General features: G+C 71.2%; 25 protein-coding genes. 16 read left to right on the top strand and 9 right to left on the bottom strand.

The window, feature by feature from the left end:
- The first annotated feature begins 83 nt into the window (after window positions 1–83).
- On the top strand, window positions 84–752 hold the full coding sequence (locus tag ACFRKB_RS13480; protein WP_383106037.1) for an ABC transporter ATP-binding protein: 669 nt from the start codon (window positions 84–86) through the stop codon (window positions 750–752).
- Window positions 753–783: 31 nt separating this feature from the next.
- Here ACFRKB_RS13480 and ACFRKB_RS13475 read toward each other — a convergent pair whose 3' ends face one another.
- The 3 genes from ACFRKB_RS13475 to ACFRKB_RS13465 form a co-directional block, all read right to left on the bottom strand.
- A complete protein-coding gene (locus tag ACFRKB_RS13475; protein ID WP_383105776.1) occupies window positions 784–1,524 on the bottom strand; it encodes a VOC family protein in 741 nt (246 codons plus the stop codon).
- Window positions 1,525–1,557: 33 nt separating this feature from the next.
- The gene (gap, locus tag ACFRKB_RS13470) at window positions 1,558–2,556 is read right to left on the bottom strand and encodes a type I glyceraldehyde-3-phosphate dehydrogenase (RefSeq protein ID WP_383105775.1); all 999 of its coding nucleotides are present in this window, start codon (window positions 2,554–2,556) and stop codon (window positions 1,558–1,560) included.
- 117 nt (window positions 2,557–2,673) lie between these two features.
- Window positions 2,674–3,630: a GlxA family transcriptional regulator gene (locus ACFRKB_RS13465; protein ID WP_383105774.1), complete on the bottom strand. Its 957-nt coding sequence runs from the start codon at window positions 3,628–3,630 to the stop codon at window positions 2,674–2,676.
- 95 nt (window positions 3,631–3,725) lie between these two features.
- Here ACFRKB_RS13465 and argC point away from each other — a divergent pair, with 95 nt between their 5' ends.
- The 5 genes from argC to ACFRKB_RS13440 are packed head-to-tail and all read left to right on the top strand — an operon-like array spanning window position 3,726 to window position 8,586.
- Complete coding sequence (gene argC / locus ACFRKB_RS13460) at window positions 3,726–4,763, top strand: N-acetyl-gamma-glutamyl-phosphate reductase (RefSeq protein WP_376581121.1); 1,038 nt, start codon at window positions 3,726–3,728, stop codon at window positions 4,761–4,763.
- The gene (gene argJ / locus ACFRKB_RS13455) at window positions 4,760–5,944 is read left to right on the top strand and encodes a bifunctional glutamate N-acetyltransferase/amino-acid acetyltransferase ArgJ (protein ID WP_383105772.1); all 1,185 of its coding nucleotides are present in this window, start codon (window positions 4,760–4,762) and stop codon (window positions 5,942–5,944) included. The genes argC and argJ overlap by 4 nt, the downstream gene beginning before the upstream one ends.
- The gene (argB, locus tag ACFRKB_RS13450; protein WP_383105771.1) at window positions 5,941–6,846 is read left to right on the top strand and encodes an acetylglutamate kinase; all 906 of its coding nucleotides are present in this window, start codon (window positions 5,941–5,943) and stop codon (window positions 6,844–6,846) included. Before argJ ends, argB begins: the two co-directional genes overlap by 4 nt.
- Window positions 6,843–8,042, top strand: a complete 1,200-nt coding sequence (locus ACFRKB_RS13445) for an acetylornithine transaminase (protein WP_383105770.1) — start codon at window positions 6,843–6,845, stop codon at window positions 8,040–8,042. The genes argB and ACFRKB_RS13445 overlap by 4 nt, the downstream gene beginning before the upstream one ends.
- 7 nt (window positions 8,043–8,049) lie before the next feature.
- Window positions 8,050–8,586 (top strand): arginine repressor, encoded by a 537-nt coding sequence (locus ACFRKB_RS13440; RefSeq protein ID WP_030355301.1) that lies wholly within the window; start codon window positions 8,050–8,052, stop codon window positions 8,584–8,586.
- A 48-nt stretch (window positions 8,587–8,634) separates the two neighbouring features.
- Here the strand turns inward: ACFRKB_RS13440 and ACFRKB_RS13435 are convergent, their stop codons facing one another.
- Complete coding sequence (locus ACFRKB_RS13435) at window positions 8,635–9,366, bottom strand: L,D-transpeptidase family protein (protein WP_383105769.1); 732 nt, start codon at window positions 9,364–9,366, stop codon at window positions 8,635–8,637.
- 100 nt (window positions 9,367–9,466) lie between these two features.
- The gene (locus ACFRKB_RS13430) at window positions 9,467–10,048 is read right to left on the bottom strand and encodes a pyridoxamine 5'-phosphate oxidase family protein (RefSeq protein WP_383105767.1); all 582 of its coding nucleotides are present in this window, start codon (window positions 10,046–10,048) and stop codon (window positions 9,467–9,469) included.
- A gap of 83 nt (window positions 10,049–10,131) precedes the next feature.
- Here ACFRKB_RS13430 and ACFRKB_RS13425 point away from each other — a divergent pair, with 83 nt between their 5' ends.
- From ACFRKB_RS13425 to argH, 3 genes are all read left to right on the top strand, one after another.
- Window positions 10,132–10,530, top strand: coding sequence for a DUF488 domain-containing protein (locus tag ACFRKB_RS13425; protein WP_383105766.1), 399 nt, complete (start codon window positions 10,132–10,134; stop codon window positions 10,528–10,530).
- A 62-nt stretch (window positions 10,531–10,592) separates the two neighbouring features.
- Entirely contained in the window at window positions 10,593–11,786 is a 1,194-nt protein-coding gene (locus ACFRKB_RS13420) for an argininosuccinate synthase (protein WP_365975409.1), read from the top strand.
- Window positions 11,787–11,869: 83 nt separating this feature from the next.
- Entirely contained in the window at window positions 11,870–13,297 is a 1,428-nt protein-coding gene (gene argH / locus ACFRKB_RS13415) for an argininosuccinate lyase (protein ID WP_383105765.1), read from the top strand.
- Between the two features lie 14 nt (window positions 13,298–13,311).
- On the opposite strand, the gene ACFRKB_RS13410 is transcribed toward argH, so the two are convergent.
- Window positions 13,312–13,845 carry an HAD domain-containing protein gene (locus tag ACFRKB_RS13410; RefSeq protein WP_383105763.1) on the bottom strand — a complete coding sequence of 178 codons (534 nt, stop codon included), beginning with the start codon at window positions 13,843–13,845 and terminating at the stop codon, window positions 13,312–13,314.
- A gap of 136 nt (window positions 13,846–13,981) precedes the next feature.
- On the opposite strand from ACFRKB_RS13410, the gene ACFRKB_RS13405 reads away from it, so the two are divergent.
- Both ACFRKB_RS13405 and ACFRKB_RS13400 read left to right on the top strand, forming a co-directional pair.
- Window positions 13,982–14,530: a TetR/AcrR family transcriptional regulator gene (locus tag ACFRKB_RS13405; RefSeq protein WP_383105762.1), complete on the top strand. Its 549-nt coding sequence runs from the start codon at window positions 13,982–13,984 to the stop codon at window positions 14,528–14,530.
- Window positions 14,527–16,068, top strand: a complete 1,542-nt coding sequence (locus ACFRKB_RS13400; protein ID WP_383105761.1) for an MFS transporter — start codon at window positions 14,527–14,529, stop codon at window positions 16,066–16,068. The genes ACFRKB_RS13405 and ACFRKB_RS13400 overlap by 4 nt, the downstream gene beginning before the upstream one ends.
- 117 nt (window positions 16,069–16,185) lie before the next feature.
- Here ACFRKB_RS13400 and ACFRKB_RS13395 read toward each other — a convergent pair whose 3' ends face one another.
- Entirely contained in the window at window positions 16,186–16,815 is a 630-nt protein-coding gene (locus ACFRKB_RS13395) for a lysophospholipid acyltransferase family protein (RefSeq protein WP_383106036.1), read from the bottom strand.
- A 277-nt stretch (window positions 16,816–17,092) separates the two neighbouring features.
- Between ACFRKB_RS13395 and ACFRKB_RS13390 the strand changes: the two genes are divergently transcribed.
- The 3 genes from ACFRKB_RS13390 to ACFRKB_RS13380 all read left to right on the top strand — a co-directional run bounded on the left by ACFRKB_RS13390 (window position 17,093) and on the right by ACFRKB_RS13380 (window position 19,522).
- On the top strand, window positions 17,093–18,256 hold the full coding sequence (locus ACFRKB_RS13390; protein ID WP_383105760.1) for a glycerophosphodiester phosphodiesterase: 1,164 nt from the start codon (window positions 17,093–17,095) through the stop codon (window positions 18,254–18,256).
- 128 nt (window positions 18,257–18,384) lie between these two features.
- Window positions 18,385–18,966 carry an RNA polymerase sigma factor gene (locus ACFRKB_RS13385; RefSeq protein WP_383105758.1) on the top strand — a complete coding sequence of 194 codons (582 nt, stop codon included), beginning with the start codon at window positions 18,385–18,387 and terminating at the stop codon, window positions 18,964–18,966.
- 37 nt (window positions 18,967–19,003) lie between these two features.
- Window positions 19,004–19,522 carry a GNAT family N-acetyltransferase gene (locus ACFRKB_RS13380; protein WP_383105757.1) on the top strand — a complete coding sequence of 173 codons (519 nt, stop codon included), beginning with the start codon at window positions 19,004–19,006 and terminating at the stop codon, window positions 19,520–19,522.
- A 75-nt stretch (window positions 19,523–19,597) separates the two neighbouring features.
- Here the strand turns inward: ACFRKB_RS13380 and ACFRKB_RS13375 are convergent, their stop codons facing one another.
- Both ACFRKB_RS13375 and ACFRKB_RS13370 read right to left on the bottom strand, forming a co-directional pair.
- The gene (locus tag ACFRKB_RS13375) at window positions 19,598–20,038 is read right to left on the bottom strand and encodes a hypothetical protein (RefSeq protein ID WP_383105756.1); all 441 of its coding nucleotides are present in this window, start codon (window positions 20,036–20,038) and stop codon (window positions 19,598–19,600) included.
- A gap of 4 nt (window positions 20,039–20,042) precedes the next feature.
- Window positions 20,043–20,402, bottom strand: coding sequence for a hypothetical protein (locus tag ACFRKB_RS13370; protein ID WP_383105754.1), 360 nt, complete (start codon window positions 20,400–20,402; stop codon window positions 20,043–20,045).
- A gap of 676 nt (window positions 20,403–21,078) precedes the next feature.
- Here ACFRKB_RS13370 and ACFRKB_RS13365 point away from each other — a divergent pair.
- Entirely contained in the window at window positions 21,079–22,170 is a 1,092-nt protein-coding gene (locus ACFRKB_RS13365) for a methionine ABC transporter ATP-binding protein (protein ID WP_383105753.1), read from the top strand.
- The gene (locus ACFRKB_RS13360; RefSeq protein WP_383105752.1) at window positions 22,167–22,838 is read left to right on the top strand and encodes a methionine ABC transporter permease; all 672 of its coding nucleotides are present in this window, start codon (window positions 22,167–22,169) and stop codon (window positions 22,836–22,838) included. Before ACFRKB_RS13365 ends, ACFRKB_RS13360 begins: the two co-directional genes overlap by 4 nt.
- The last annotated feature ends 58 nt before the right edge of the window (window positions 22,839–22,896 follow it).

The raw sequence follows: 22,896 nt of genomic DNA, 5'->3' as shown, positions 1-22,896 counted from the left end.
CACGCACGGGGGGCGCACCAATGACGCAGCACAACAGCACCCGGGCCGGCGCCGCCGTCCTGGGCGAGCGGTCCGGCGGGCCCATGGTCAGGGCGGAGGATCTGCACCGTTCGTACGGCACCGGTCCCGCCGCCGTCCACGCGCTGCGCGGTGCCTCCCTCGATGTCGCGCGCGGCGAACTGGTCGCCCTCAAGGGGCGCTCCGGCGCCGGAAAGACCACTCTGCTCAATCTGGTCGGCGGTCTGGACTCCCCGGACCGGGGCCGCGTCGTCATCGACGGCACCGACCTCGCCGAGCTCGGTGAGAACGGGCTCCTGGAGCTTCGCCGCGACCGCATCGGCTTCATCTTCCAGTCCTTCGGTCTGATCCCCATCCTCAGCGCGGCGGAGAACGTGGGCGTACCACTGCGGCTGCGCGGGGCCGATCCGCGTGAGCGCGAGGAGCGGGTGGCGCTGCTGCTCTCTCTCGTGGGCCTCGGCGATCACGCGGCGCAGCGTCCCGGCGAACTCTCCGGCGGCCAGCAGCAGCGCGTCGCCATCGCCCGCGCCCTCGCCAACCGGCCGGCGCTGCTGATCGCGGACGAACCGACCGGACAGCTGGACGCCCAGACCGGCCTCGCGGTGATGGAACTCCTGCGCACCGTGGTGCACAGCGAGGGCGTCGCCGCGCTCGTCGCCACGCACGACCCCCAGCTGCTCGATCTGGCCGACCGTGTGGTGGAGCTGAGCGACGGCGAGATCACCGAACGCTGAACGCCGGGACTTTCGCAACACGCCCTGGGCGTCAGGGCAGAGCGAGGACGCAGAACTCGTGGTCCTCGGGGTCGGCCAGGCACGTCCACGGGACGTCGCCCTGGCCGAGGTCGAGATCGGTGGCGCCGAGGGCCCGCAGCCGGGCCACCTCCGCCGCCTTGTCGTCACCGGGATACGGCAGCAGGTCGAGGTGGACGCGGTCCGGCACGGTCTTCGCATCGGGCGTGCGGAGGAACTCCAGGTACGGGCCGACGCCCTTGGCCGAGCGGAGCACCGCCTGATCGTCCGTCACCTCGTGCAGGGTCCAGTCCACCGCCCCGTCCCAGAACCGGGCCATGGCGCGCGGATCCGCGCAGTCGACCACCACCGCGGCGACCGGCCCGGTGTCCCGGTAGATCTCCCGGGGCTCCAGCACGCAGAACTCGTTGCCCTCCGGGTCGGCGAGGACCGTCCACGGCACCTCGCCCTGGCCGACGTGGGCGGGCGCCGCGCCGAGATCCCTCAGGCGCGCGACCAGCTCCGCCTGATGGGCCGCGGAGGTGGTGGCGAGATCGAGGTGTACACGGTTCTTGGTCGTGGTCTTGGGTTCCGGGACGGGAACGACGTCGACGCAGACGGCGACCGGGTCCGGCCAGACGAGGCCGCCGGCGGGTCCCACACAGGTGGTCACGCCGGCGCTGTAAGCACTCCAGCCGAGGGCCTCCGCCCAGAACCGGCCGACCGCCGAGGCGTCAAGGGCCTTGATGTTCACCTGAACGGGTCGCAGCGCCATGCCGGCGATCCTACGCACCCGCCCCGGTGCCGGTCAGCGGGCGGCGAGGAGTTCGAGTGTGTCGATCACGCGGTGCGAGAAGCCCCACTCGTTGTCGTACCACGCGACCACCTTGATGTGACGGCCGTCGACGCGGGTGAGGGCCGAGTCGAAGATCGACGAGGCCGGATTGCCCGTGATGTCGGACGACACGAGCGGGTCGTCCGAGTACTCGAGGACGCCCGCGAGCGGCCCCTCCGCCGCGGCGCGGTACGCGGCGAGCACCTCGTCGCGCGTCACGTCGCGGCTGACAGTCGTATTGAGTTCGACGATCGAGCCCACCGGAACCGGCACGCGGATCGAATCGCCCGACAGCTTGCCGTCAAGGCCCGGCAGCACGAGGCCGATCGCCTTGGCGGCGCCCGTCGTGGTCGGCACGATGTTGACGGCGGCGGCACGGGCGCGGCGGGCGTCGCGGTGCGGACCGTCCTGCAGGTTCTGCTCCTGCGTGTAGGCGTGCACCGTCGTCATGAAGCCGTGCTCGATGCCGGCGAGGCCGTCGAGCACCGCGGCCAGCGGCGCGAGGGCGTTGGTCGTGCAGGAGGCGTTCGAGACGATCGTGTGCGCGTCCGGGTCGTAGGCGTCCGTGTTGACCCCGAACGCCAGCGTGACATCGGCACCGTCGGACGGTGCGCTGACCAGTACCTTCCTCGCGCCGGCGGCGAGGTGGGCGCGGGCGGCCGTGGCCGACGTGAAGCGGCCGGTCGCCTCGACCACGATGTCGACGCCGAGCTCGGCCCAGGGCAGCCGCTCCGGTTCACGCTCGGCGAGCACGGTGATGCGACGGCCGTCCACAACGAGGGCGTCCCCGTCGGCGGTCACCGGGCGACCGAGCCGGCCGGCCGTCGTGTCGTAGGCGAGCAGCCGCGCGAGGGTGGCGGGCTCCGTGAGGTCGTTGACCGCGATGATCTCCAGGCCGCTGTCACGTTCCAGCAGCGCACGCAGCACATTGCGTCCGATGCGGCCGAATCCGTTGATGGCGATGCGCGTCATGAATGGTGTCCCTTCGGTTCCCCCTCAATGTCGCGTGCCGCCTCCGCCCGCGACAGCGGCGTGATCGCCATGGTTCAAAAGGATCGCGCCAAGGGATCGCGCCAGGTGGCGGTGGGGCTACTCGCCCTGGGTGAAGGTGCGCCGGTATTCGCTCGGCGTCGTGCCGAGGACGCGATGGAAGTGCGACCGCAGATTGGCACCGGTGCCGAGACCGACGTCGGCGGCGATCTGCTCGACGTGCCGCTCCGATCGTTCGAGCAGTTCACGGGCCAGGTCGATGCGGGCGCGCATGACCCACTCCATCGGCGTGTAGCCCGTGTCCTCGACGAAGCGCCGCGAGAAGGTGCGCGGCGACACCGCGGCATGCCGGGCGAGCAGTTCGAGGGTGAGGTGCTCGCCCAGCCGGTGCAGCGCCCACTCGCGGGTGGCGGCGAACCGCTCGCCCAGCGGCTCGGGCAGGCTGCGCGGCACGTACTGCGCCTGGCCGCCGCTGCGGTAGGGGGCCGCGACCAGACGCCGGGCCGCGTGGTTCGACGCGGCCACTCCGAGGTCGCCGCGCAGGATGTGCAGGCACAGGTCGATGCCCGATGCCGCTCCGGCCGACGTCAGCACGCTGCCCTCGTCGACGAACAGCACGTTCTCGTCGACCTGGACGCGCGGATGCTTCGCCGCGAGCGCCCGCGCGTAATGCCAGTGCGTCGTGGCGCGCTTGCCGTCGAGCAGGCCCGTGGCGGCGAGCGCGAAGGCGCCCGTCGAGATGGCGGCGAGCCGCGCGCCCCGACCGTGGGCGGCGATCAGCGCGTCGACGACGGCCCCCGGCGGGTCGTCGCGGCCCGGGAACCGGTAACCGGGGACGAACACGATGTCGGCCCACGCGAGCGCGTCGAGGCCGTGGGCGACGTAGTACGACAGGCCGTCGCCGCCGGTCACGAGACCGGGTCCCGCCCCGCACACCCGCACCTCGTAGGGCATGCTCGCGCGCGTCGTGAAAACCTGCGCGGGAATCCCGACATCGAGCGGCTTCGCACCTTCAAGCACGAGGACGGCGACGCGATGCGCGGAGGGGACGGGCACGGGGACGAGGGTACGCGCGCTCAGCTCACCCCTTCGTCATTGCATAAAGCTGCGTAGAAACGTATAGTCATGCCATTACTGAGGAGGGTTTGTCGATGGCTGTACGTACGGTGCGCGCCGCGGTGGCGGGAGCCAGCGGGTACGCGGGCGGGGAGCTGCTCCGGCTGCTGCTCGGCCACCCCGGGATCGAGATCGGAGCCCTCACCGGCAACTCCAACGCGGGCCTGCCGCTCGGTGGGCTTCAGCCGCATCTGCTGCCGCTCGCGGACCGGGTGCTGGCGGAGACCACGCCCGAGGTGCTCGCCGGGCATGAGGTCGTCTTCCTGGCGCTGCCGCACGGCCAGTCCGCGGCCGTCGCCGAGCAGCTCGGCGACGAGGTGCTCGTGGTCGACATGGGCGCCGACTTCCGGCTGAAGGACGCGGCGGACTGGGAGCGGTTCTACGGGTCCGCCCACGCCGGGACCTGGCCGTACGGTCTTCCCGAACTGCCGGGCGCCCGCGCCGCGCTGGAGGGGTCCAGGCGTATCGCGGTGCCCGGCTGCTATCCCACCGCCGTCTCGCTCGCGCTCTTCCCGGCGTACGCGGTGGGGCTGGCCGAGCCCGAGGCCGTGATCACCGCCGCGTCCGGCACCTCGGGCGCGGGCAAGGCGGCCAAGCCGCATCTGCTCGGCTCCGAGGTCATGGGCTCCATGAGCCCGTACGGCGTCGGCGGCGGACACCGGCACACCCCCGAGATGATCCAGAACCTGAGCGAGGCCGCCGGGGAGCGGGTCACCGTCTCCTTCACGCCCACCCTCGCCCCCATGCCCCGTGGCATCCTCGCCACCTGCTCCGCCAAGGCGAGGCCCGGCGTCACGGCGCAGGAGGTCAGGGCCGCGTACGAGAAGGCCTTCGCGGACGAGCCCTTCGTCCATCTGCTCCCCGAGGGGCAGTGGCCCGCCACGGCGTCCGTCTACGGTTCCAACGCCGTACAGATCCAGGTCACGTACGACGAGGCCGCGGGCCGCATCATCGCGATCAGCGCCATCGACAACCTCACCAAGGGCACCGCCGGCGGCGCGGTACAGAGCATGAACATCGCCCTCGGACTCCCCGAGGACACCGGACTTTCCACGATCGGAGTGGCACCTTGAGCGTCACCGCAGCGAAGGGATTCACGGCAGCGGGCATCGCCGCCGGAATCAAGGAGAACGGCGGCCCGGACCTGGCCCTCGTGGTCAACAACGGTCCGCGCCGCGCCGCCGCGGGCGTCTTCACCTCCAACCGTGTCAAGGCCGCCCCCGTCCTCTGGTCCGAGCAGGTCCTCAAGGGCGGCGCGGTGACCGCGGTCGTCCTCAACTCCGGTGGCGCCAACGCCTGTACGGGGCCGAAGGGCTTCCAGGACACCCATGCCACCGCCGAGAAGGCCGCCGAGGTCCTCAGCGGCCACGGCGCGGACAGCCAGGGCACGGACGGCCACAGCGCCGGGGAGATCGCCGTCGCGTCCACCGGGCTCATCGGCCTGCCCCTCCCCATGGACAAGCTCCTCCCGGGCATCGAGAAGGCCGCCGCCGAGCTCTCCGCGCACGGCGGCGAGAAGGCCGCCATCGCCATCAAGACCACCGACACGGTGCACAAGACCGCGGTGGTCCAGGGCGACGGCTGGACGGTCGGCGGCATGGCCAAGGGCGCGGGCATGCTCGCCCCCGGCCTCGCCACGATGCTCGTCGTCCTCACCACCGACGCCGACATCGAGGCGCCGGCCCTGGACACCGCGCTGCGCGCCGCCACCCGTACGACGTTCGACCGTGTCGACTCCGACGGCTGCATGTCCACCAACGACACCGTGCTGCTGCTCGCCTCCGGCGCGTCGGGGGTGACGCCCGGTGACGACGAGTTCGCCGAGGCGGTCCGTGCGGTCTGCGCCGATCTGGCGCGCCAGCTGATCGGTGACGCCGAGGGCGCCTCCAAGGACATCCGGATCGAGGTGATCAACGCCGCGACCGAGGACGACGCCGTCGAGGTGGGCCGCTCCATCGCCCGTAACAACCTCCTCAAGTGCGCCATCCACGGCGAGGACCCGAACTGGGGCCGGGTGCTCTCCGCCATCGGCACCACCGGCGCGGTCTTCGAGCCCGACCGGCTCAATGTCGCCATCAACGACGTCTGGGTCTGTAAGAACGGCTCCGTCGGCGAGGACCGCGACCTCGTGGACATGCGGTACCGCGAGGTACGGATCACCGCCGATCTGGCCGCGGGCACGGACTCCGCGGTCATCTGGGCCAACGACCTCACCGCCGAGTACGTCCACGAGAACAGCGCGTACAGCTCATGACCGCCCGTAAGCACACCGCGCTGCCCAAGGCACAGATCCTCATCGAGGCGCTGCCCTGGCTCACCCGGCACAACGGGAAGACCGTCGTCATCAAATTCGGCGGCAACGCCATGATCGACGAGGACCTGAAGGCCGCCTTCGCGCAGGACGTCGTCTTCCTGCGGCAGGCCGGTCTCAAGCCGGTCGTCGTGCACGGCGGCGGCCCGCAGATCAGCGCCCAGCTCGACCGGCACGGCCTGGCCAGCGAGTTCAAGGCCGGACTGCGGGTCACCACGCCCGAGGCGATGGACGTCGTACGGATGGTGCTGGCCGGACAGGTCCAGCGCGAGCTGGTCGGACTGCTCAACCAGCACGGCCCGCTCGCCGTCGGGATGACCGGCGAGGACGCGCACACCATCTCCGCGACCCGGCACCGGCCGCGGATCGACGGAGAGCTGGTCGACATCGGCCGGGTCGGCGAGATCACCGCGATCGAGACGGGCGCCATCGAGGCGCTGCTGGCGGACGGCCGGATCCCGGTCATCTCCTCCATCGCGCGCAGCGCCGACGACGGCCATGTCTACAACGTCAACGCCGACACCGCCGCCGCCGCGCTCGCCGCCGCGCTGGGCGCCGAGACGCTCATGGTCCTCACCGATGTCGAGGGGCTGTACGAGGACTGGCCGAACAGCGACGACGTGATCAGCCGGCTCACCGCCACCGAGCTGGAGAAGCTGCTGCCCGAGCTCTCCAGCGGCATGGTGCCGAAGATGGAGGGCTGCCTGTTCGCCGTACGCAACGGGGTCAGGACCGCACGCGTCCTGGACGGCCGGGTGCCGCACTCGATCCTGCTGGAGATCTTCACCGACTCGGGCATCGGCACGATGGTCGTGCCCGACGGACAGGAAGGGGCCACGAAGTGACCGGCAACGAGAAGCTCGCGCAGCGCTGGCGGAGCGTCATGGCGGACAACTACGGCACGCCGAAGCTGTCCCTCGTCCACGGAGAGGGCGCCAGGGTGCGCGACGCGGACGGCGTCGAGTACACCGACTTCGTCGGTGGCATCGCGGTCAACGCCCTCGGCCACGCGCACCCCGCCGTCGTCGAGGCCGTCTCGCGGCAGATCGCGTCCCTCGGCCATGTCTCCAACCTCTTCATCGCCGAGCCGCCGGTCGCGCTCGCCGAGCGGCTGATCCAGCTCTTCGGCCGCCCCGGCCGGGTCTTCTTCTGCAACTCCGGCGCCGAGGCGAACGAAGCGGCCTTCAAGATCGGCCGGCTGACGGGCCGTCCGCACATGGTCGCCACCGACGGCGGCTTCCACGGCCGCACGATGGGCGCGCTGGCCCTCACCGGCCAGCCCGCGAAGCAGGAGCCCTTCCGGCCGCTGCCCGGTGATGTCACCCACGTCCCGTACGGGGACGCCGAGGCGCTGCGCGCCGCCGTCACCGAGGAGACGGCTCTCGTGATCATCGAGCCGATCCAGGGCGAGAACGGCGTGGTCGTCCCGCCCAAGGGCTATCTGGAGGCCGCCAGGGAGATCACCCGCGCCACCGGCACGCTGCTGGTCCTGGACGAGGTCCAGACGGGCGTCGGCAGGACGGGCCACTGGTTCGAGCACCAGGCGCACCAGGGCGTCGAGCCCGATGTCGTCACTCTCGCCAAGGGGCTCGGCGGCGGTCTGCCGCTCGGCGCGGCCGTCGCCTTCGGGGAGGCGGCCGAACTGCTCAGGCCCGGCCAGCACGGTACGACGTTCGGCGGCAACCCGGTCGCCTGCGCCGCCGGACTCGCCGTTCTCGACACGCTCGCCGCGGGCGGACTCCTGGACCAGGTGAAGCGGCTCGGCGAGAAACTGCGGGACGGTATCGAGGGTCTCGGCCATCCGCTGGTCTCCCACGTCCGCGGCTCGGGACTGCTCCTGGGTATCGTGCTCACCGAGCCACACGCGCCCCAGGTGCATCAGGCGGCTCAGGGTGCCGGGTTCCTCGTGAACGTGCCCGCTCCGGATGTCGTGCGGCTGATGCCGCCGCTGATCATCGGCGACACCGAAGTGGACGCGCTTCTGGGGGCGTTGCCCGGCATTCTCGACGCGGCCAACGGGGATGGACGACACGGAGAATGAGACGACGATGACCGAGGCCCAGGACACCGAGCACGGCGGGCAGTCCGTACCGCAGACCAGAACCGCCCGCCACCGCAGGATCGTCGACATCCTCAACCGGCAGCCGGTGCGCTCCCAGAGCCAGCTGGCGAAGGTGCTCGCGGACGACGGGCTGAGCGTCACACAGGCGACGCTCTCCCGGGATCTGGACGAACTGGGCGCGGTCAAGATCCGCAACACCGGCGGCGAGTTGATCTACGCGGTCCCGAGCGAGGGTGGCTTCCGTACCCCGCACGCCCCGCTCGGGGAGTCGGCGAAGGAGGAGCGGATGCGGCGGCTCGCCGGTGAACTGCTCATCTCCGCCGAGGCGTCGGCCAATCTCGTCGTCCTGCGTACGCCGCCGGGCGCGGCGCAGTTCCTCGCCTCGGCCATCGACCAGGCGGAGTTGAGCGACATTCTGGGCACGATCGCCGGGGACGACACCCTGATGCTGATCAGCCGCGATCCGGCGGGCGGCCAGGCGCTCGCGGACCATCTGCTGAAGCTGGCCCAGAACGACCGCTGAAGGCGGGGGAGTTCGGGATCCGGTCGCGGAGAAGAGCGCGGGGGCCGGTCAGGTGGCGCTCTCGGCGGCCCGCACGGAGGTGATCGCCGTCGGTCCCGAGGACGTACCGATCGCGATATGCGGACGGCGGCCGGGATCGGCCCAGGCCAGGACGGCTCTCATCGCGTCGGCCGGTACGGAGACACAGCCGGCGGTCGCGCCCTCGCCGTTGACGTGCAGGAAGATCCCGGCGCCCCGGCCGCGCACCGGCCGGTCGTAGTTGAAGCCGATCACCAGAGCGAGGTCGTACTGGGACGGGTAGTCGGCCAGATGCTCGGACTCCGTCGCCCGGCAGTCCGACGGCAGCCCCTCCGCCCAGCGGTTGTACGCCCGCGACTCATTGTCCTGGCACCACCAGGACCGCTCCGTCACCGGGCGGTAGCCGACGCGCGTCCCGCCCGGCGCGGGCGCGAGGCCGAATCCGAACGGCAGACCGTAGAGCCCGGTCGGGGTGGTCGAGGTGCCCTGCTGACGCGACCGGCCCTCGGTCAGCCCGCCGGCCCCGAAACGCGCCGTGGCGGAACCGGCCGCCACCCACCGCGCGCCACGCCGGTCCCACCAGGTCACCCGGCCGGTGGTGGCCCCGGGCTCCGGGGCCTCGGCGGTGATCAGCTGGCTGCCGCCGCCGGTGTCCGCCATCCGCTCGGGAAGCGGCACCTTGGCCGACGGCGCCCCGGGGGACGCGGCCGTGAGCGTGGCGACGGTGAGCAGGACGGAGCCGAGTACGAGAGCGATGCGCATGCCCGGACCGTATGCCGCCGGGCCGGCGACGGCCTCTCCGCTGCTCCGAACGGCGGCGCCCCGAACGGCGGTGCGCCGGACGTACGGCCGGCCCCCTCGGTCAGTCCGCGCGCGCGGGCAGCGGCAGCGGCAGCGCCGGCAGCCCGTCCAGGCTCACCCCGACATGGTCCTTCTTCTCGCAGTACGCGGCGAACTCCTCGTCCGACTTCCGGCCGAAGTGCTCGGCGTGCTGGGTGCGCTCCTCCCGGTAGTCCATGAAGGGGACGGCGAAACCGCAGGCGTCGCCGACGCGCTCGGCGTGGATCACGATGATCGCGCGGGCGCCGGGCCCGTCGGCGTCCGCGAAGAGGCGGATGTACTCGCCCCAGCGCGGATCGTCCCGGAAGACCGGCTCTCCGCGTCCGTGCACCCGCAGCACCTTGGGCGGTCCGGTGAACGCGCACCACATCAGGGTGATGCGGCCGTTCTCCCGCAGATGCGCGATGGTCTCGGCGCCACTGCCCCCGAAGTCCAGATAGGCGAGGGTCAGCTCGTCGATCACGACGAGGGTCCCGGCCCGCCCCTTGGGCGAGAGATTGACATGGCCGTCGGCCGCCAGCGGTGCGGTGGCGGTGAAGAAGACGGGCTGTTCCTCGATGAAGGTTCTGATCCTGCCGTCGATCCGTTCGTATCGCTTACCCATGTTCCTGATTATCGGCGCCGGGCGCCCGGCGGGCAGGCCGTTTTCAACGGGTGGGACGGCCCGGACGGTCGCACGATGGAACGATGACGAAGGCGCGGAAGACGAAGAGCGGCACCGGCGGGCACGAGGTACGGGTGCGCCGGGTGTACGAGGCGCCGGAGCCCGGCGACGGGACCCGGGTGCTGGTGGACCGGCTGTGGCCGCGCGGGCTGGCCAAGAGCGAGGCCGCGCTGGACGAGTGGCTGAAGGACGCCGCGCCCTCGGCGGAGCTGCGCACCTGGTACGGACACGATCCGGCGCGGTTCGAGGAATTCGCCGGCCGGTACGCCGCCGAACTCGCCGGACCCGGCCCTGAGCGGGCGCTCGTCCGGCTGCGGGAACTGGCCGTTGAGGACACGCTCACCCTGCTCACGGCCACCAAGGACCTGCGCTACAGCCATGCCCCGCTGCTCGCCGCGGAGGTCCGCGGGGAAGCACGTTGACAAAACCATACGGTGCATCGCATAGTTATACCTGTCAGTGAATGCACCGTAAGGAGAAACCCGTGACCGAGCGCGTCGTACTCGCCTACTCGGGCGGCCTGGACACCTCCGTCGCCATCGGCTGGATCGCCGAGGAGACGGGCGCCGAGGTCATCGCCGTCGCCGTGGACGTCGGCCAGGGCGGCGAGGACCTGGACGTCATCCGCAAGCGCGCGCTCGCCTGCGGTGCCGTCGAGGCCGAGGTCGCGGACGCGAAGGACGAGTTCGCCGAGGAGTACTGCCTCCCGGCGATCAAGGCCAACGCCCTCTACATGGACCGCTACCCGCTGGTCTCCGCCCTCTCCCGGCCGACGATCGTCAAGCACCTCGTCGCCGCCGCGAAGAAGCACAACGCCGGCACCGTCGCCCACGGCTGCACCGGCAAGGGCAACGACCAGGTGCGCTTCGAGGCCGGGATCACCGCCCTCGGCCCGGATCTGAAGTGCATCGCCCCGGTCCGCGACTACGCGATGACCCGCGACAAGGCGATCGCCTTCTGCGAGCAGAAGAACCTCCCGATCGCGACCACCAAGAAGTCCCCGTACTCCATCGACCAGAACGTCTTCGGACGGGCCGTCGAGACGGGCTTCCTGGAGGACATCTGGAACGGTCCGATCGAGGACGTGTACGAGTACACCTCGAACCCGGCCACGCCCCGCGAGGCCGACGAGGTCATCATCTCCTTCAAGGAGGGCGTGCCCGTCGCCATCGACGGCAAGCCCGTCACCGTCCTCCAGGCGATCCAGCAGCTCAACGAGCGGGCCGGCGCCCAGGGCATCGGCCGGATCGACATGGTCGAGGACCGGCTCGTCGGCATCAAGTCCCGGGAGATCTACGAGGCCCCCGGCGCCATCGCGCTGATCACCGCCCACCAGGAGCTGGAGAACGTCACCGTCGAGCGCGAGCTGGCCCGTTACAAGCGGCAGGTCGAGCAGCGCTGGGGCGAGATCGTCTACGACGGCCTGTGGTTCTCCCCGCTCAAGCGCGCCTTGGACGGCTTCATCAACGAGGCCAACCAGCATGTCACCGGCGACATCCGGATGACCCTGCACGGCGGCCGGGCCGTTGTCACCGGCCGGAGGTCGGACGAGTCGCTGTACGACTTCAACCTCGCCACGTACGACTCGGGCGACACCTTCGACCAGTCCAAGGCGCAGGGCTTCATCGAGATCTTCGGCCTCTCGTCGAAGATCGCCGCCCGGCGTGACCTCGCCTGATCCCAACCGTTTGACAGTCCGCCTCCCCGTTCCTCCGCGGCGGGGAGGCGGTCGTACTTCCCGATCCCTTCTGAGGAGCAGCAGTGAGCAGCAGCAACGGTGATGTCCGGCTCTGGGGCGGCCGGTTCGCCGACGGTCCGGCGGAGGCGCTGGCCGCCTTGTCCGCGTCGGTCCACTTCGACTGGCGGCTCGCGCCGTACGACATCGCCGGCTCCCGCGCCCACGCCCGCGTGCTGCACAAGGCCGGTCTGCTCACCGCCGATGAGCTGACCCGCATGCTGGCCGGTCTCGACCAGCTGGAGGCCGATGTCGCCGACGGCTCGTTCACCGGCACCGTCGCCGACGAGGACGTCCACACCGCGCTGGAGCGCGGTCTGCTGGAGCGGCTCGGCGCCGACCTCGGCGGCAAGCTGCGCGCCGGGCGGTCCCGTAACGACCAGATCGCCACGCTCTTCCGGATGTACCTCCGCGACCACGCCCGGATCATCGGCGGCCTGATCGCGGAGCTCCAGGACGCGCTGGTCGGGCTCGCCGAGGCGCACCCGGACGTCGCGATGCCGGGCCGTACGCACCTCCAGCACGCCCAGCCCGTCCTCTTCGCCCACCATGTGCTGGCGCACGCGCAGGCGCTGTCCCGGGACGCGGAGCGGCTGCGGCAGTGGGACAAGCGCACGGCGGTCTCCCCATACGGCTCCGGCGCGCTGGCGGGATCCTCGCTCGGGCTCGACCCGGAGGCGGTCGCCGCCGACCTCGGCTTCGAGCGCGGCTCGGCCGGGAACTCGATCGACGGCACGGCCTCCCGTGACTTCGTCGCCGAGTTCGCCTTCGTCACCGCGATGATCGGCGTCAATCTGTCGCGGATCGCCGAGGAGATCATTCTCTGGAACACGAAGGAGTTCTCCTTCGTCACCCTGCACGACGCCTTCTCCACCGGCTCCTCGATCATGCCGCAGAAGAAGAACCCGGACATCGCCGAGCTTGCGCGCGGCAAGTCCGGCCGGCTCATCGGCAATCTGACCGGGCTGCTGGCCACGCTGAAGGCGCTGCCGCTCGCGTACAACCGTGACCTCCAGGAGGACAAGGAGCCGGTCTTCGACTCCTGCGACCAGCTGGAGGTCCTGCTGCCGGCCTTCACCGGCATGATGGCGACGCTGACCGTCAACCGGGAGCGGATGGCCGAGCTGGCACCGGCCGGCTTCTCGCTCGCGACGGACATCGCCGAGTGGCTGGTCAGGCAGGGTGTGCCGTTCCGGGTGGCGCACGAGGTCGCGGGGGAGTGCGTCAAGGAGTGCGAGACGCTCGGTATCGAGCTGGCCGATCTGACGGACGAGCAGTTCGCGAAGATCTCCGAGCACCTCACCCCCGAGGTGCGGACGGTGCTCAATGTGGCGGGCTCGCTGGCCTCCCGCAACGGCCGCGGCGGTACGGCCCCGTCGGCCGTCGCCGTCCAGCTCTCCGAGGTCAAGGCCGATCTGGTGATACAGCACGCCTGGGCCCACGCCAAGAAGTGACCAGCGGCCAGCCGCTACAGCGCCGCCGCCCACTCCGCGAGCGTGTCGAAGTCCGTACGGGTCAGCCCGACCCCGGGATCGATACGCATCAACAGGGCGGCGGCGTGGTGGCGTTGGTCCGTCCACGCGCGGTCGTACGAGGTGATCTCGTCGTCGACCCAGGCGAAGGGCCGGCCGGCCGCGTACTCCAGTACGTACGGCGTCTTCCAGAGAGTCCCGAGCGGCGCCCTCGGCTCCGGGACGGTCCACTCGACGTACGGCAGCTCCGGCAGCCCGAGGACCGGCCCGATCCACTCATTGGCGTCGTCCTCCCAGGTGGTGGCCCAGACCAGCTCGTAGCGGTCGGCGAGCGCCCGCAGCTCCACTCCGTGCTCCGGGTTGAGCAGCACGGGCAGCGGCTGATCCCCGGGCCAGCCCGAGGGCCGCGTCCAGTGCCTGGCGTATCCCTCCGGGGGTGGCTCGGCCGCGAGGGCGAGATACGGATTCAGCGGACCGTCGACATCGATCAGCAGCAGTGGCTTCGTACGCGAGTCCCTACGCGAGTCCATACGCGACTTCATACGCGGGTTCGTTCCTTCTCGGTAGTGCCCCGGAGTGTCCCGGAGCGCCCCTGAACGCTCCGAATAATGGTTCAGCGTTGTATCGAATGAGACATTGATGTCTCATGTGGGTTATGGTTGTCTCATGACCGTCGATCGTGAACAGGTGCTGCGCACCGCCGCCGCCCTTCTCACCCGCAGGGCCACCGCCACCATGGACGAGGTCGCCCGGTCCGTGGGGATAGGGCGAGCGACGCTGCACCGGCACTTCGCCGGGCGGGACGCGCTGATCAAGGCGCTGGAGGAGCTGGGTCTCAAGGAACTGGAGTCGGCCCTCGACGACGCCCGGCTCGACGAGGGCCCGGCGGACGAGGCGCTGCGCCGGCTGATCGCGTGCGTCGAACCCTCCGCCGGGCTGCTCGCCTTTCTCCTCACCGAGAACCAGCTCTTCGAGGGCGAGGTCTCCGACGGCTGGAACCGCACCGACGCCCGGATCTCCGCGCTCTTCCGGCGCGGACAGGAGGAGGGCGTGTTCCGTATCGACCTCAGCCACGCCTGGCTGACGGACGCCTTCTACGGACTGATCAGCGCCGGCGCCTGGACCGTCCACGACGGCCGCGCCGCCCCCAAGGATTTCCCCTACATGATCGCCGAGCTGCTGCTCGGCGGAGCACGACGGAGCGTGAAGCAATGACCAGCACCCACCTCACCGCGACGGAGAGCGAACAGACGCCCCGTCCCGGGCGCTGGATCGCGCTGGCCGTACTCGTCCTGGCCGTGCTGCTGGTGGCCGTCGACGCCACCGTGCTGGGCCTGGCCACACCGTTCCTCAGCGAGGACCTCAAGCCGACCGGCGCCCAGCTCCTCTGGATCGGGGACATCTACTCCTTCGTCATCGCCGGTCTGCTGGTCTCCATGGGCAGCCTCGGCGACCGGATCGGCCGCAAGAAGCTGCTGCTGACGGGCGCGGTGGCCTTCGGCGGGGTCTCCGTACTCAACGCCTACGCGACCACCCCGGAAATGATGATCGTGGCCAGGGCGCTGCTCGGCGTCGCGGGCGCGACCCTGATGCCCGCCACCCTCGCCCTGATCCGCAACCTCTTCCACGATCCCAGGGAGCGCAGCCTCGCCATCGGGATCTGGGGCGCGATGGCCTCCGCGGGCGCGGCGGTCGGCCCGGTCGTCGGCGGCTTCCTGCTGGAGCACTTCTGGTGGGGCTCGGTCTTCCTGATCAACCTGCCCGTGATGGCCGTTCTGGTGATCGTCGGCCTCAGGACGCTGCCCGAGTCGAAGAACCCCGCGCCGGGTCCCTGGGACCTGATCAGCGTGGTGCTCTCCCTGGTCGGCATCGTCGGCGTCGTCTACGCGATCAAGGAAGGGGCCTCGCACGGCCCCGGCTGGAATGTCGTCGTCGTGGGCCTGCTGGGAGCGGGCGCGCTCTACGGGTTCGTACGGCGCCAGCTCACGCTGCCCGCCCCGCTGCTCGACATGCGGCTCTTCCACCACCGGGGCTTCTCCGCCGCGGTCCTGGCCGATCTGCTGACCATCCTCGGCCTCTCCGGGCTGGTCTTCTTCCTGTCGCAGTATCTGCAGCTGGTGCAGGGACGCCGGCCGCTGGAGGCGGGGCTGGCCGAACTGCCCGCCGCCGTCGGCGCGGTGGCGGCGGGACTCCTCGCCGGAACCATCGCCCGCCGTTACTCCGTACGGTCCGTGGTGGCCGGCGGGCTCGCGGCGATCGGTCTGTCCCTCGCGGCGCTCGTCACGATCAGCCAGTCCACCGGCTATCCGCTCCTGGGGGCTGTGCTGCTGATGGTCGGCGTGGGCGCGGGGTTCTCCTTCACCGTCACCGCCGATGTGATTCTCTCCAGCGTCCCCAAGGAGCACGCCGGTTCCGCCTCCGCGGTGTCGGAGACCGCGTACGAACTGGGCGCGGCGCTCGGTATCGCGCTGCTCGGCTCGATCGTCACCGGTGTCTACCGGGGCTTCCCCACCCCGTCGGGGACCCCGGCCGACGCGGCCTCGGCCGCGCACGAGTCCCTGGGCGGCGCGGTGGAGGCCGCCGCCGGACTCCCCGGGCACGCGGGGGCCGCGCTGGTGGCGGCGGCTCAGGAGGCGTTCGTGGACGGTCTGCGCCTCGCGGCGGGGGCGGGCGCGGCGGTGCTGCTGGCCACGGCGGTGGTGGCCTGGTTCCTGCTGCGCGGCCAGAAGCTGGAGGGCGGCGTGGAGCACTGACGAGGCGTGGAGCACTGACGCGGGCGTGAGCACGGACGCGGCGTGAGCACGGACGGGTGTCGAGCCCTCACGAGCGCCGGGCGCCGGGAGCGTGACAGCCCTCGGCGCCCGGCCGCGTTACGCCGCCTTCGCCTTCGTGGCGTACATGTCCACGTACTCCTGCCCCGACAGCTCCATGACCTCGGCCATCACCGAGTCCGTCACCGCCCGCAGCACATACCGGTCGCGGTCCATGCCCTCGTACCGCGAGAACTCCATCGGCTTGCCGAAGCGCACGGTCACCTTGCCGGTCCTGGGCATGCCCGAGCCGTTCGGCTGGAGCTTGTCCGTACCGATCATCGCGAACGGCACCACCGGGGCGCCCGTCATCAGCGTCAGCCGCGCGATGCCCGTACGGCCCCGGTACAGCCGTCCGTCGGGGGAGCGGGTGCCCTCGGGATAGATCCCGAAGATATTGCCCTGGTCCAGGATCCGGCGGCCCGTCATCAGCGCCGCGACCCCGCCCCGGCCGCCGTCGCGGTCCACCGGGATCATGCCCACGCCGGTGAAGAACCAGGCCATCAGCCTGCCCTTGAGGCCCTTGCCGGTGACGTACTCGTCCTTGCCGATGAAGAAGACCTGACGGTCACAGACCAGCGGCAGGATCATCGAGTCGATGAAGGTGAGATGGTTGCCGGCGAGGATCACCGGCCCGCTCCCCGGAATGTTCTCGGCGCCTTCCACACGGGTGCGGAACATCAGGCGCATGATCGGTCCGAGCGCTGCCTTGATGAGCGCGAAGCGGGACAACGGTTCCTCCGGTGTCGTGTGAAGCTGTGGGACGGCCGACTAAATCTCTGCAGGTGAGGACGGTACTCGCAACTCCACACGAGCGCACATCGAGTTCACGAACCGGATACGCGCTGTTGACGTGAGTTTCCGCCACGTTCGCCCAGGGTCTCCCGTACGGAAGGCGTGGCCGCCTACGCTCAGCCCTCGTTTGGCAGTCGTTGACAGGTGCGGGACATCACATCGAGGAGCGTTCATGACACAGGGTGCGCGGAATACGCCCGGACGGCGGACCGTACTCGGAGCGGCGGTGCTCGGCTCGGCGGCCGTGGCGCTGCCCGCCCCGGCGCAGGCGGCGGAGCGCGCGGCCGAAGCGGGGCGGGGCGGCCACGGACCGGCGAAGCCGGCCCTGCCCGTACCCACGATCATCGGCCACCGCGGAGCCAGCGGCTACCGTCCCGAGCACACTCTCGGCTCGTACCAGCTCGCCCTTGACCTCGGCGCGCATGTGATCGAGCAGGACCTGGTGCCCACCAAGGACGGCCATCTGGTGTGCCGTCACGAGAACGACATCACGGCCACGACCGATGTCGCGGACCACCCGGAGTTCGCGGGCCGCAAGACCACCAAGAGCGTCGACGGCGTCAGCCTCACCGGCTGGTTCACCGAGGACTTCACGCTCGCCGAGCTGAAGACGCTGCGCGCCAAGGAGCGCATCCCCGGCGTCCGGCAGCGCAACACGCTCTACGACGGCCGCTGGGACGTCCCCACCTTCGAAGAGGTGCTGCGCTGGGCGGACGAGCAGGGCCGCCGCCTCGGCCGCAAGATCTGGCTGTACACCGAGACCAAGCACCCCACCTACTTCCGCGGTCTCGGCCTCGGCCTGGAGGAGCCCCTCGCGAAGCTGCTGCGCCGCTACGGGCGTGACCGCAAGGACTCCGCCATCTTCCTCCAGTCCTTCGAGCCGAGCAGCATGCAGCGGATGGCGAAGCTGGTCTCCTCGCCGCGCGTCGTCCTGCTCGACGCCGCCGGCACCCGCCCGTGGGACTTCAAGGTCGCGAACGACCCGCGTACGGTCGCCGATCTGGTCAAGCCCGAGGGCCTGAAGTGGATCGCGTCCTACGCGCAGGGCATCGGCCCGACGCTCGACCTGGTCATCCCGAAGGACGCCACGGGCAAGCTCGGCACGCCCACCACGCTGGTACGGGACGCGCACGCGGAGGGCCTGGTCCTCCACCCGTACACGCTGCGCGACGAGAACGCCTTCCTGCCGGCGGACTTCCGGCGCGGTACGGACCCGAACGCCTACGGCGACGCCTTCGGCGCCTTCCGGGTCTACTTCGAGCAGGGCATCGACGGCATCTTCACCGACAACCCGGACACCGGTCTGCTGGCGCGGGCGGACTTCGTCAGCCGCTGACGGCGCGTGCCCCGGTCGGGTGACGGCCCGGCCGGGGAGCAACCGCCCGTCGTCGCCCGGACGTCACGGCGGGCATGACGTCAGTCCGGCCGACCCGGCCCCTCCCCGCTTCCCGACCGCCCCAGACCGTGGCGCACCGCCCGCCGGCGGCCGTCCGCCCGTCGGAGGCCGCGCGGCTGGCGCAGTCCGCGCGGTCGTCGGCTCTCGTCCACGCGCTCCTTCCGCTGGTGCGCGCGGAGGCGGCGGCGGAGGCGCCGGGGGCCGGGGCCGAGCCCGGAGATCTCGAACAGGCCGCCTGGGTACGGCTGCTGGAACGGCCGGCCGCCGAGCCCTGGCCCGGCGACACCGCGCGCTGGGTACGGGACGTCGTACGGGCCGAGGCCCGCCGCGCCCGGCGCACCGCCGCCCGCGAACTCCCGTACCGCTACGAGGAACCCGCCGCCGGGCCCGAGTCCGACCCCGAGCGTGCCGCGCTGCGCACCGACCGGAGTCAGATGCTCCGCGCGGCGGTCGGCCGTACCCCCGGCCGCTGTCCGCTGGTCCTGACCGCGATGCTGTCGCCGGAGGACCTCACCTACCGTGAGATCGCGGGTGAGTTGGGTATGTCACAGGGCAGTCTTGGACCGTTACGTTCCAGATGTCTGGGATGCCTGCGCAGAATGCTGGCGGCCGAGGTTGCGGCTCCTGAACTCGGGGGAAAGGAGCGGTAGACCACCGGCGGACCAAGTGAGCGGGAGGCATGCACACATGGGCATGAGCGTGACCATCTCAGCGGCGAGCGCGCAGGACGCGGAACAGATCCTGAAGCTGCAGTACCTGTGCTACCAGAACGAGGCCGAGCTGTACGGCGACTACACCATCGAGCCCCTGACCCAGACGCTGGACGATCTGCGGGCCGAACTCGCCCAGGGCCACGGCCTGGTGGCCAGGCTCGGCGACGAAGTGGTGGCGTCGGTGCGCGGCAGCGTCGACGCGACGGGCACCGCCCGGATCGCCAAGCTCATCGTCCATCCCCGGATGCGGCGCCACGGCCTCGGCGGACGGCTGCTCGACGCCATCGAGACGCACTTCGCGGGACAGCCGGCGGCCCAGCGCTTCCAGCTCTTCACCGGCCACCGCAGCGAGGGCAATCTGCGGCTCTACCGCAGCCGCGGCTACGCCCCGGTGTCGACGGAGCAGGCGGGCCCCCGGCTGAGGCTCGTCACCCTGGAGAAGGAAGCCTCGAAGGAAGCGGCGGCCGCCGGCGCGTACGTCGCCAGCGCCTGACGTGAGGGCGGAATCCCCGGCGGCACGACCCCAGTGGCAGGGCCTCAGGGGTACGAAGGGGGTTCCGCTTCCCGGTCACCCGGCGGAGACGGGCGACGCGCCCCGCCGACGGCTCTTGCGCAGCCACAGGATGCCGGTGACCGGCAGCAGCACCGGAATGAAGAGATAGCCCCTCCCGTAGTCCGACCAGACCGTGGCGTCCGGGAAGGCCGACGGATCGGCCAGCGCCCACGTCCCGACGGTCAGCACGCCCACCAGCTCCGCGGCGCAGCAGAGCAGAGCGGCCTTCCGCGCCGTCTCCCCGCCGCGTACCAGCGTGTAGGTGATGAACGCGTAGACCACGGCGGCGACGGCGGAGAGCGCGTAGGCCAGCGGGGCGCGGTCGAATTCCGTGGCGATCTGGTAGGCGGACCGGGAGACCGCGCCGACCGACATCACGCCGTACAGCCAGACCAGCAGCAGCCCGGGACCCCGGACCAGTCTGACCGGTGCCCCGTCGGCTCCTTCGGTGGTCATGGCGTCAGCCTCCCCAGATGTCATGGAGCCGCACTTCCAGTACGGCCAGGACGACCGCTCCGGCGGCGACCGTGACCGAGCCCCAGCGGGTCCGCTCGCTCAGCGACAGGAAGCCGGCCGCGGGGACCGCGAACAGCGCGCCGAGCAGATACGAGACGAAGATCACCGAGCCCTCGTCGGCCCGCTCACCGCGCGCCAGCTGCACGATCCCGACGACCAGCTGGGCCAGCGCGAGCACCGACACCACGGCCATGCCGATGAAGTGCCAGTCCTTGGTGGGCTGGTCGCGGTAGGCGGCGAAGCCGCACCAGGCGGCGAGGGCGAGCGCGGCCACGGAGACCGTGACCGTCAGGGCGACAAGCATGGGCCCGAGCGTATTACGGGGCGAAAGGCCCGCCGCGCGCGCCCCCGCGAGGCCGCCGGGTCCGCGAGGCCGGTGCCCCTGCGCGGCCGGTGCCTCCGCGCCCGGTGCCTCCGGGCCCCGGAGACCGTGGCCTTGACCACAGCGCGCGACCGCTCGCAGCGGTCGCCGGCTGACGCGATCCCTCCCCGCTCCGCGGCATCCGCGCAGGTCACAGCAGGTGCGGCGGGGATGCGGGCCGCCCGATGGGGGCCACCGCCGACCGTCGTGGACCTCGGCGGGGTGTCCGTATGGCACGACGAAACTGTCCGCTATACGGACGGCCCCCGGGCGTCCGTCCTCACGTCTGTTTTACTTACGGCATGACCACAACGAGCTACCGCGCCCCCGCGACCGAGGCGAACCACACGCCCGGTGCTCGTTGTCTGTGTCGAATGTGCGCCAACTGAGGGCCCCTGCCTGAGCCTCGCGCCCCGAAGCGAGACCTGACGGCCGAGCCGCGTCCGTACCCCGTGAAGGCCATGAGAGCCATGGTCCGAAGGCCGGTGGGCGCGGCGTGCCTGGCCCCCGCGTGCGCCGCCTCCCGGTCACCCACCGCTCCAGCGCGCCATGCCGGAATGACGAATGCCCCGTGCCCGGCGGACCCCTCGCCGCGCACTCGACAGTGATGGAAACCCCTGTGATCACCACTACGGGCCTGACGAAGATCTACCGGTCCGCCCAGTCGCGCGGCCGTGAAGTCACCGCACTCGACGGCGTCGACCTGCACGTCCGCGAGGGCGAGGTCTTCGGGGTCGTGGGACAGAGCGGCGCCGGGAAGTCGTCGCTCATCCGCTGCGTCAATCTCCTCGAACGCCCCACCGCCGGCACGGTCACCGTCGACGGCCGGGACCTCACCGCACTCGCCGGCCGAGGGCGGCGGGCGGGCAAGGAGCTGCGCCGGGCGCGCAGTTCGATCGGCATGGTCTTCCAGCACTTCAATCTGCTGTCCTCCCGCACGGTCAGGGACAACGTCGAACTGCCGCTGGAGATCCTGGGCGTGGCGGGCCAGGAACGTACGCGCCGCGCCCTGGAGCTGCTGGATCTGGTCGGCCTCGCCGACAAGGCCAAGGCGTATCCGGCCCAGCTCTCCGGCGGCCAGAAGCAGCGCGTCGGGATCGCCCGCGCGCTGGCGGGCAACCCCAAGGTGCTGCTCTCCGACGAGGCGACGAGCGCCCTGGACCCGGAGACCACCCGCTCGATCCTCCAGCTGCTGCGCGACCTCAACCGGCAGCTCGGTCTGACGGTGCTGCTCATCACGCACGAGATGGAGGTCGTGAAGACGATCTGCGACTCGGCGGCGCTGATGCGCAAGGGCCGGATCGTCGAGTCGGGCACGGTCGGCGAACTGCTCGCCACCCCCGGATCGCAGCTGGCGCAGGAGCTGTTCCCGGTGGGCGGTACGGCCTCGGGCCCCGGCCGTACGGTCCTCGACGTCACCTTCCACGGCGCCGCCGCGACCCAGCCGGTGATCTCCCAGCTCGCCAGGACCTACAACATCGACATATCGATCCTGGGCGCCGCGATGGACACCGTCGGCGGCCGGCAGATCGGCCGGATGCGGATCGAGCTGCCCGGCGCCTACGAGGACAACGTCGTACCGATCGGCTTCCTGCGCGAGCAGGGTCTCCAGGCCGAGATCGTGGACGACGCGGACACAGAGATCGGCACGGCCGCAACAGCGACCGTCCCCGCGCAGAGCCCGACCCCGGTGAAGGAAGATGCCAAGTGACCTGGTCGCAGATGCAGCCACTGCTGTCCCAGGGGACCATCGACACCCTCTACATGGTGCTGTGGTCCGCGCTCGTCACCCTCGCCGGCGGACTGCCCCTCGGCATTCTGCTGGTCCTCACCGACAAGGGCGGACTGCTCCAGAACGCCGTGGTCAACAAGGCCGTCGGGGTGATCGTGAACATCGGCCGCTCGCTGCCGTTCATGATCCTGCTGATCGCGCTGATCCCGTTCACCACCCTGATCGTCGGCACCTTCATCGGCCCCACCGCCATGATCGTGCCGCTGGCGGTCGGCGCCATCCCGTTCTTCGCGCGGCTCGTCGAGACGGCCATCCGCGAGGTCGACCACGGACTGGTCGAAGCGGTCCAGGCGATGGGCGGCTCCATCCCCACCATCGTCCGCAAGGTGCTGCTGCCGCAGGCCCTGCCGTCCCTGGTGTCCGCCGTCACCACCACCGTCATCGTGCTCATCGGCTACTCGGCCATGGCCGGCGCGGTCGGCGGCGAGGGGCTCGGATCCAAGGCCGTCACCTATGGATTCCAGCGCTTCGAGAACGGCTTCATGATCGCCACGGTCGTCGTCCTGATCGCCATCGTCACCGTGGTCCAGCTGCTCGGCGACGGGGTCGTACGGCTGCTGGCGCGCCGCGGCCGTACCGCCGCCTGACCCGATTCCCCCCTCGGGCCCGCACTCCTTGTCCGGGCCACGTCACCCGCACCACCGG

It is taken from the genome of Streptomyces scopuliridis, assembly GCF_042790125.1.
Classification (GTDB): domain Bacteria; phylum Actinomycetota; class Actinomycetes; order Streptomycetales; family Streptomycetaceae; genus Streptomyces; species Streptomyces scopuliridis_A.
This window is presented reverse-complemented; position numbering and strand designations above follow the sequence as displayed.

Bases quoted from the DNA above. Each gene is read 5' to 3' on its own strand.
- ACFRKB_RS13480 (WP_383106037.1), top strand. From the start codon at position 84: ATGGTCAGGGCGGAGGATCTGCACCGTTCGTACGGCACCGGTCCCGCC.
- ACFRKB_RS13475 (WP_383105776.1), bottom strand. From the start codon at position 1,524: ATGGCGCTGCGACCCGTTCAGGTGAACATCAAGGCCCTTGACGCCTCG.
- gap (WP_383105775.1), bottom strand. From the start codon at position 2,556: ATGACGCGCATCGCCATCAACGGATTCGGCCGCATCGGACGCAATGTG.
- argC (WP_376581121.1), top strand. From the start codon at position 3,726: ATGGCTGTACGTACGGTGCGCGCCGCGGTGGCGGGAGCCAGCGGGTAC.
- argB (WP_383105771.1), top strand. From the start codon at position 5,941: ATGACCGCCCGTAAGCACACCGCGCTGCCCAAGGCACAGATCCTCATC.
- ACFRKB_RS13440 (WP_030355301.1), top strand. From the start codon at position 8,050: ATGACCGAGGCCCAGGACACCGAGCACGGCGGGCAGTCCGTACCGCAG.
- ACFRKB_RS13435 (WP_383105769.1), bottom strand. From the start codon at position 9,366: ATGCGCATCGCTCTCGTACTCGGCTCCGTCCTGCTCACCGTCGCCACG.
- ACFRKB_RS13430 (WP_383105767.1), bottom strand. From the start codon at position 10,048: ATGGGTAAGCGATACGAACGGATCGACGGCAGGATCAGAACCTTCATC.
- ACFRKB_RS13425 (WP_383105766.1), top strand. From the start codon at position 10,132: ATGACGAAGGCGCGGAAGACGAAGAGCGGCACCGGCGGGCACGAGGTA.
- ACFRKB_RS13410 (WP_383105763.1), bottom strand. From the start codon at position 13,845: ATGGACTCGCGTAGGGACTCGCGTACGAAGCCACTGCTGCTGATCGAT.
- ACFRKB_RS13405 (WP_383105762.1), top strand. From the start codon at position 13,982: ATGACCGTCGATCGTGAACAGGTGCTGCGCACCGCCGCCGCCCTTCTC.
- ACFRKB_RS13400 (WP_383105761.1), top strand. From the start codon at position 14,527: ATGACCAGCACCCACCTCACCGCGACGGAGAGCGAACAGACGCCCCGT.
- ACFRKB_RS13395 (WP_383106036.1), bottom strand. From the start codon at position 16,815: ATGCGCCTGATGTTCCGCACCCGTGTGGAAGGCGCCGAGAACATTCCG.
- ACFRKB_RS13390 (WP_383105760.1), top strand. From the start codon at position 17,093: ATGACACAGGGTGCGCGGAATACGCCCGGACGGCGGACCGTACTCGGA.
- ACFRKB_RS13380 (WP_383105757.1), top strand. From the start codon at position 19,004: ATGGGCATGAGCGTGACCATCTCAGCGGCGAGCGCGCAGGACGCGGAA.
- ACFRKB_RS13375 (WP_383105756.1), bottom strand. From the start codon at position 20,038: ATGACCACCGAAGGAGCCGACGGGGCACCGGTCAGACTGGTCCGGGGT.
- ACFRKB_RS13370 (WP_383105754.1), bottom strand. From the start codon at position 20,402: ATGCTTGTCGCCCTGACGGTCACGGTCTCCGTGGCCGCGCTCGCCCTC.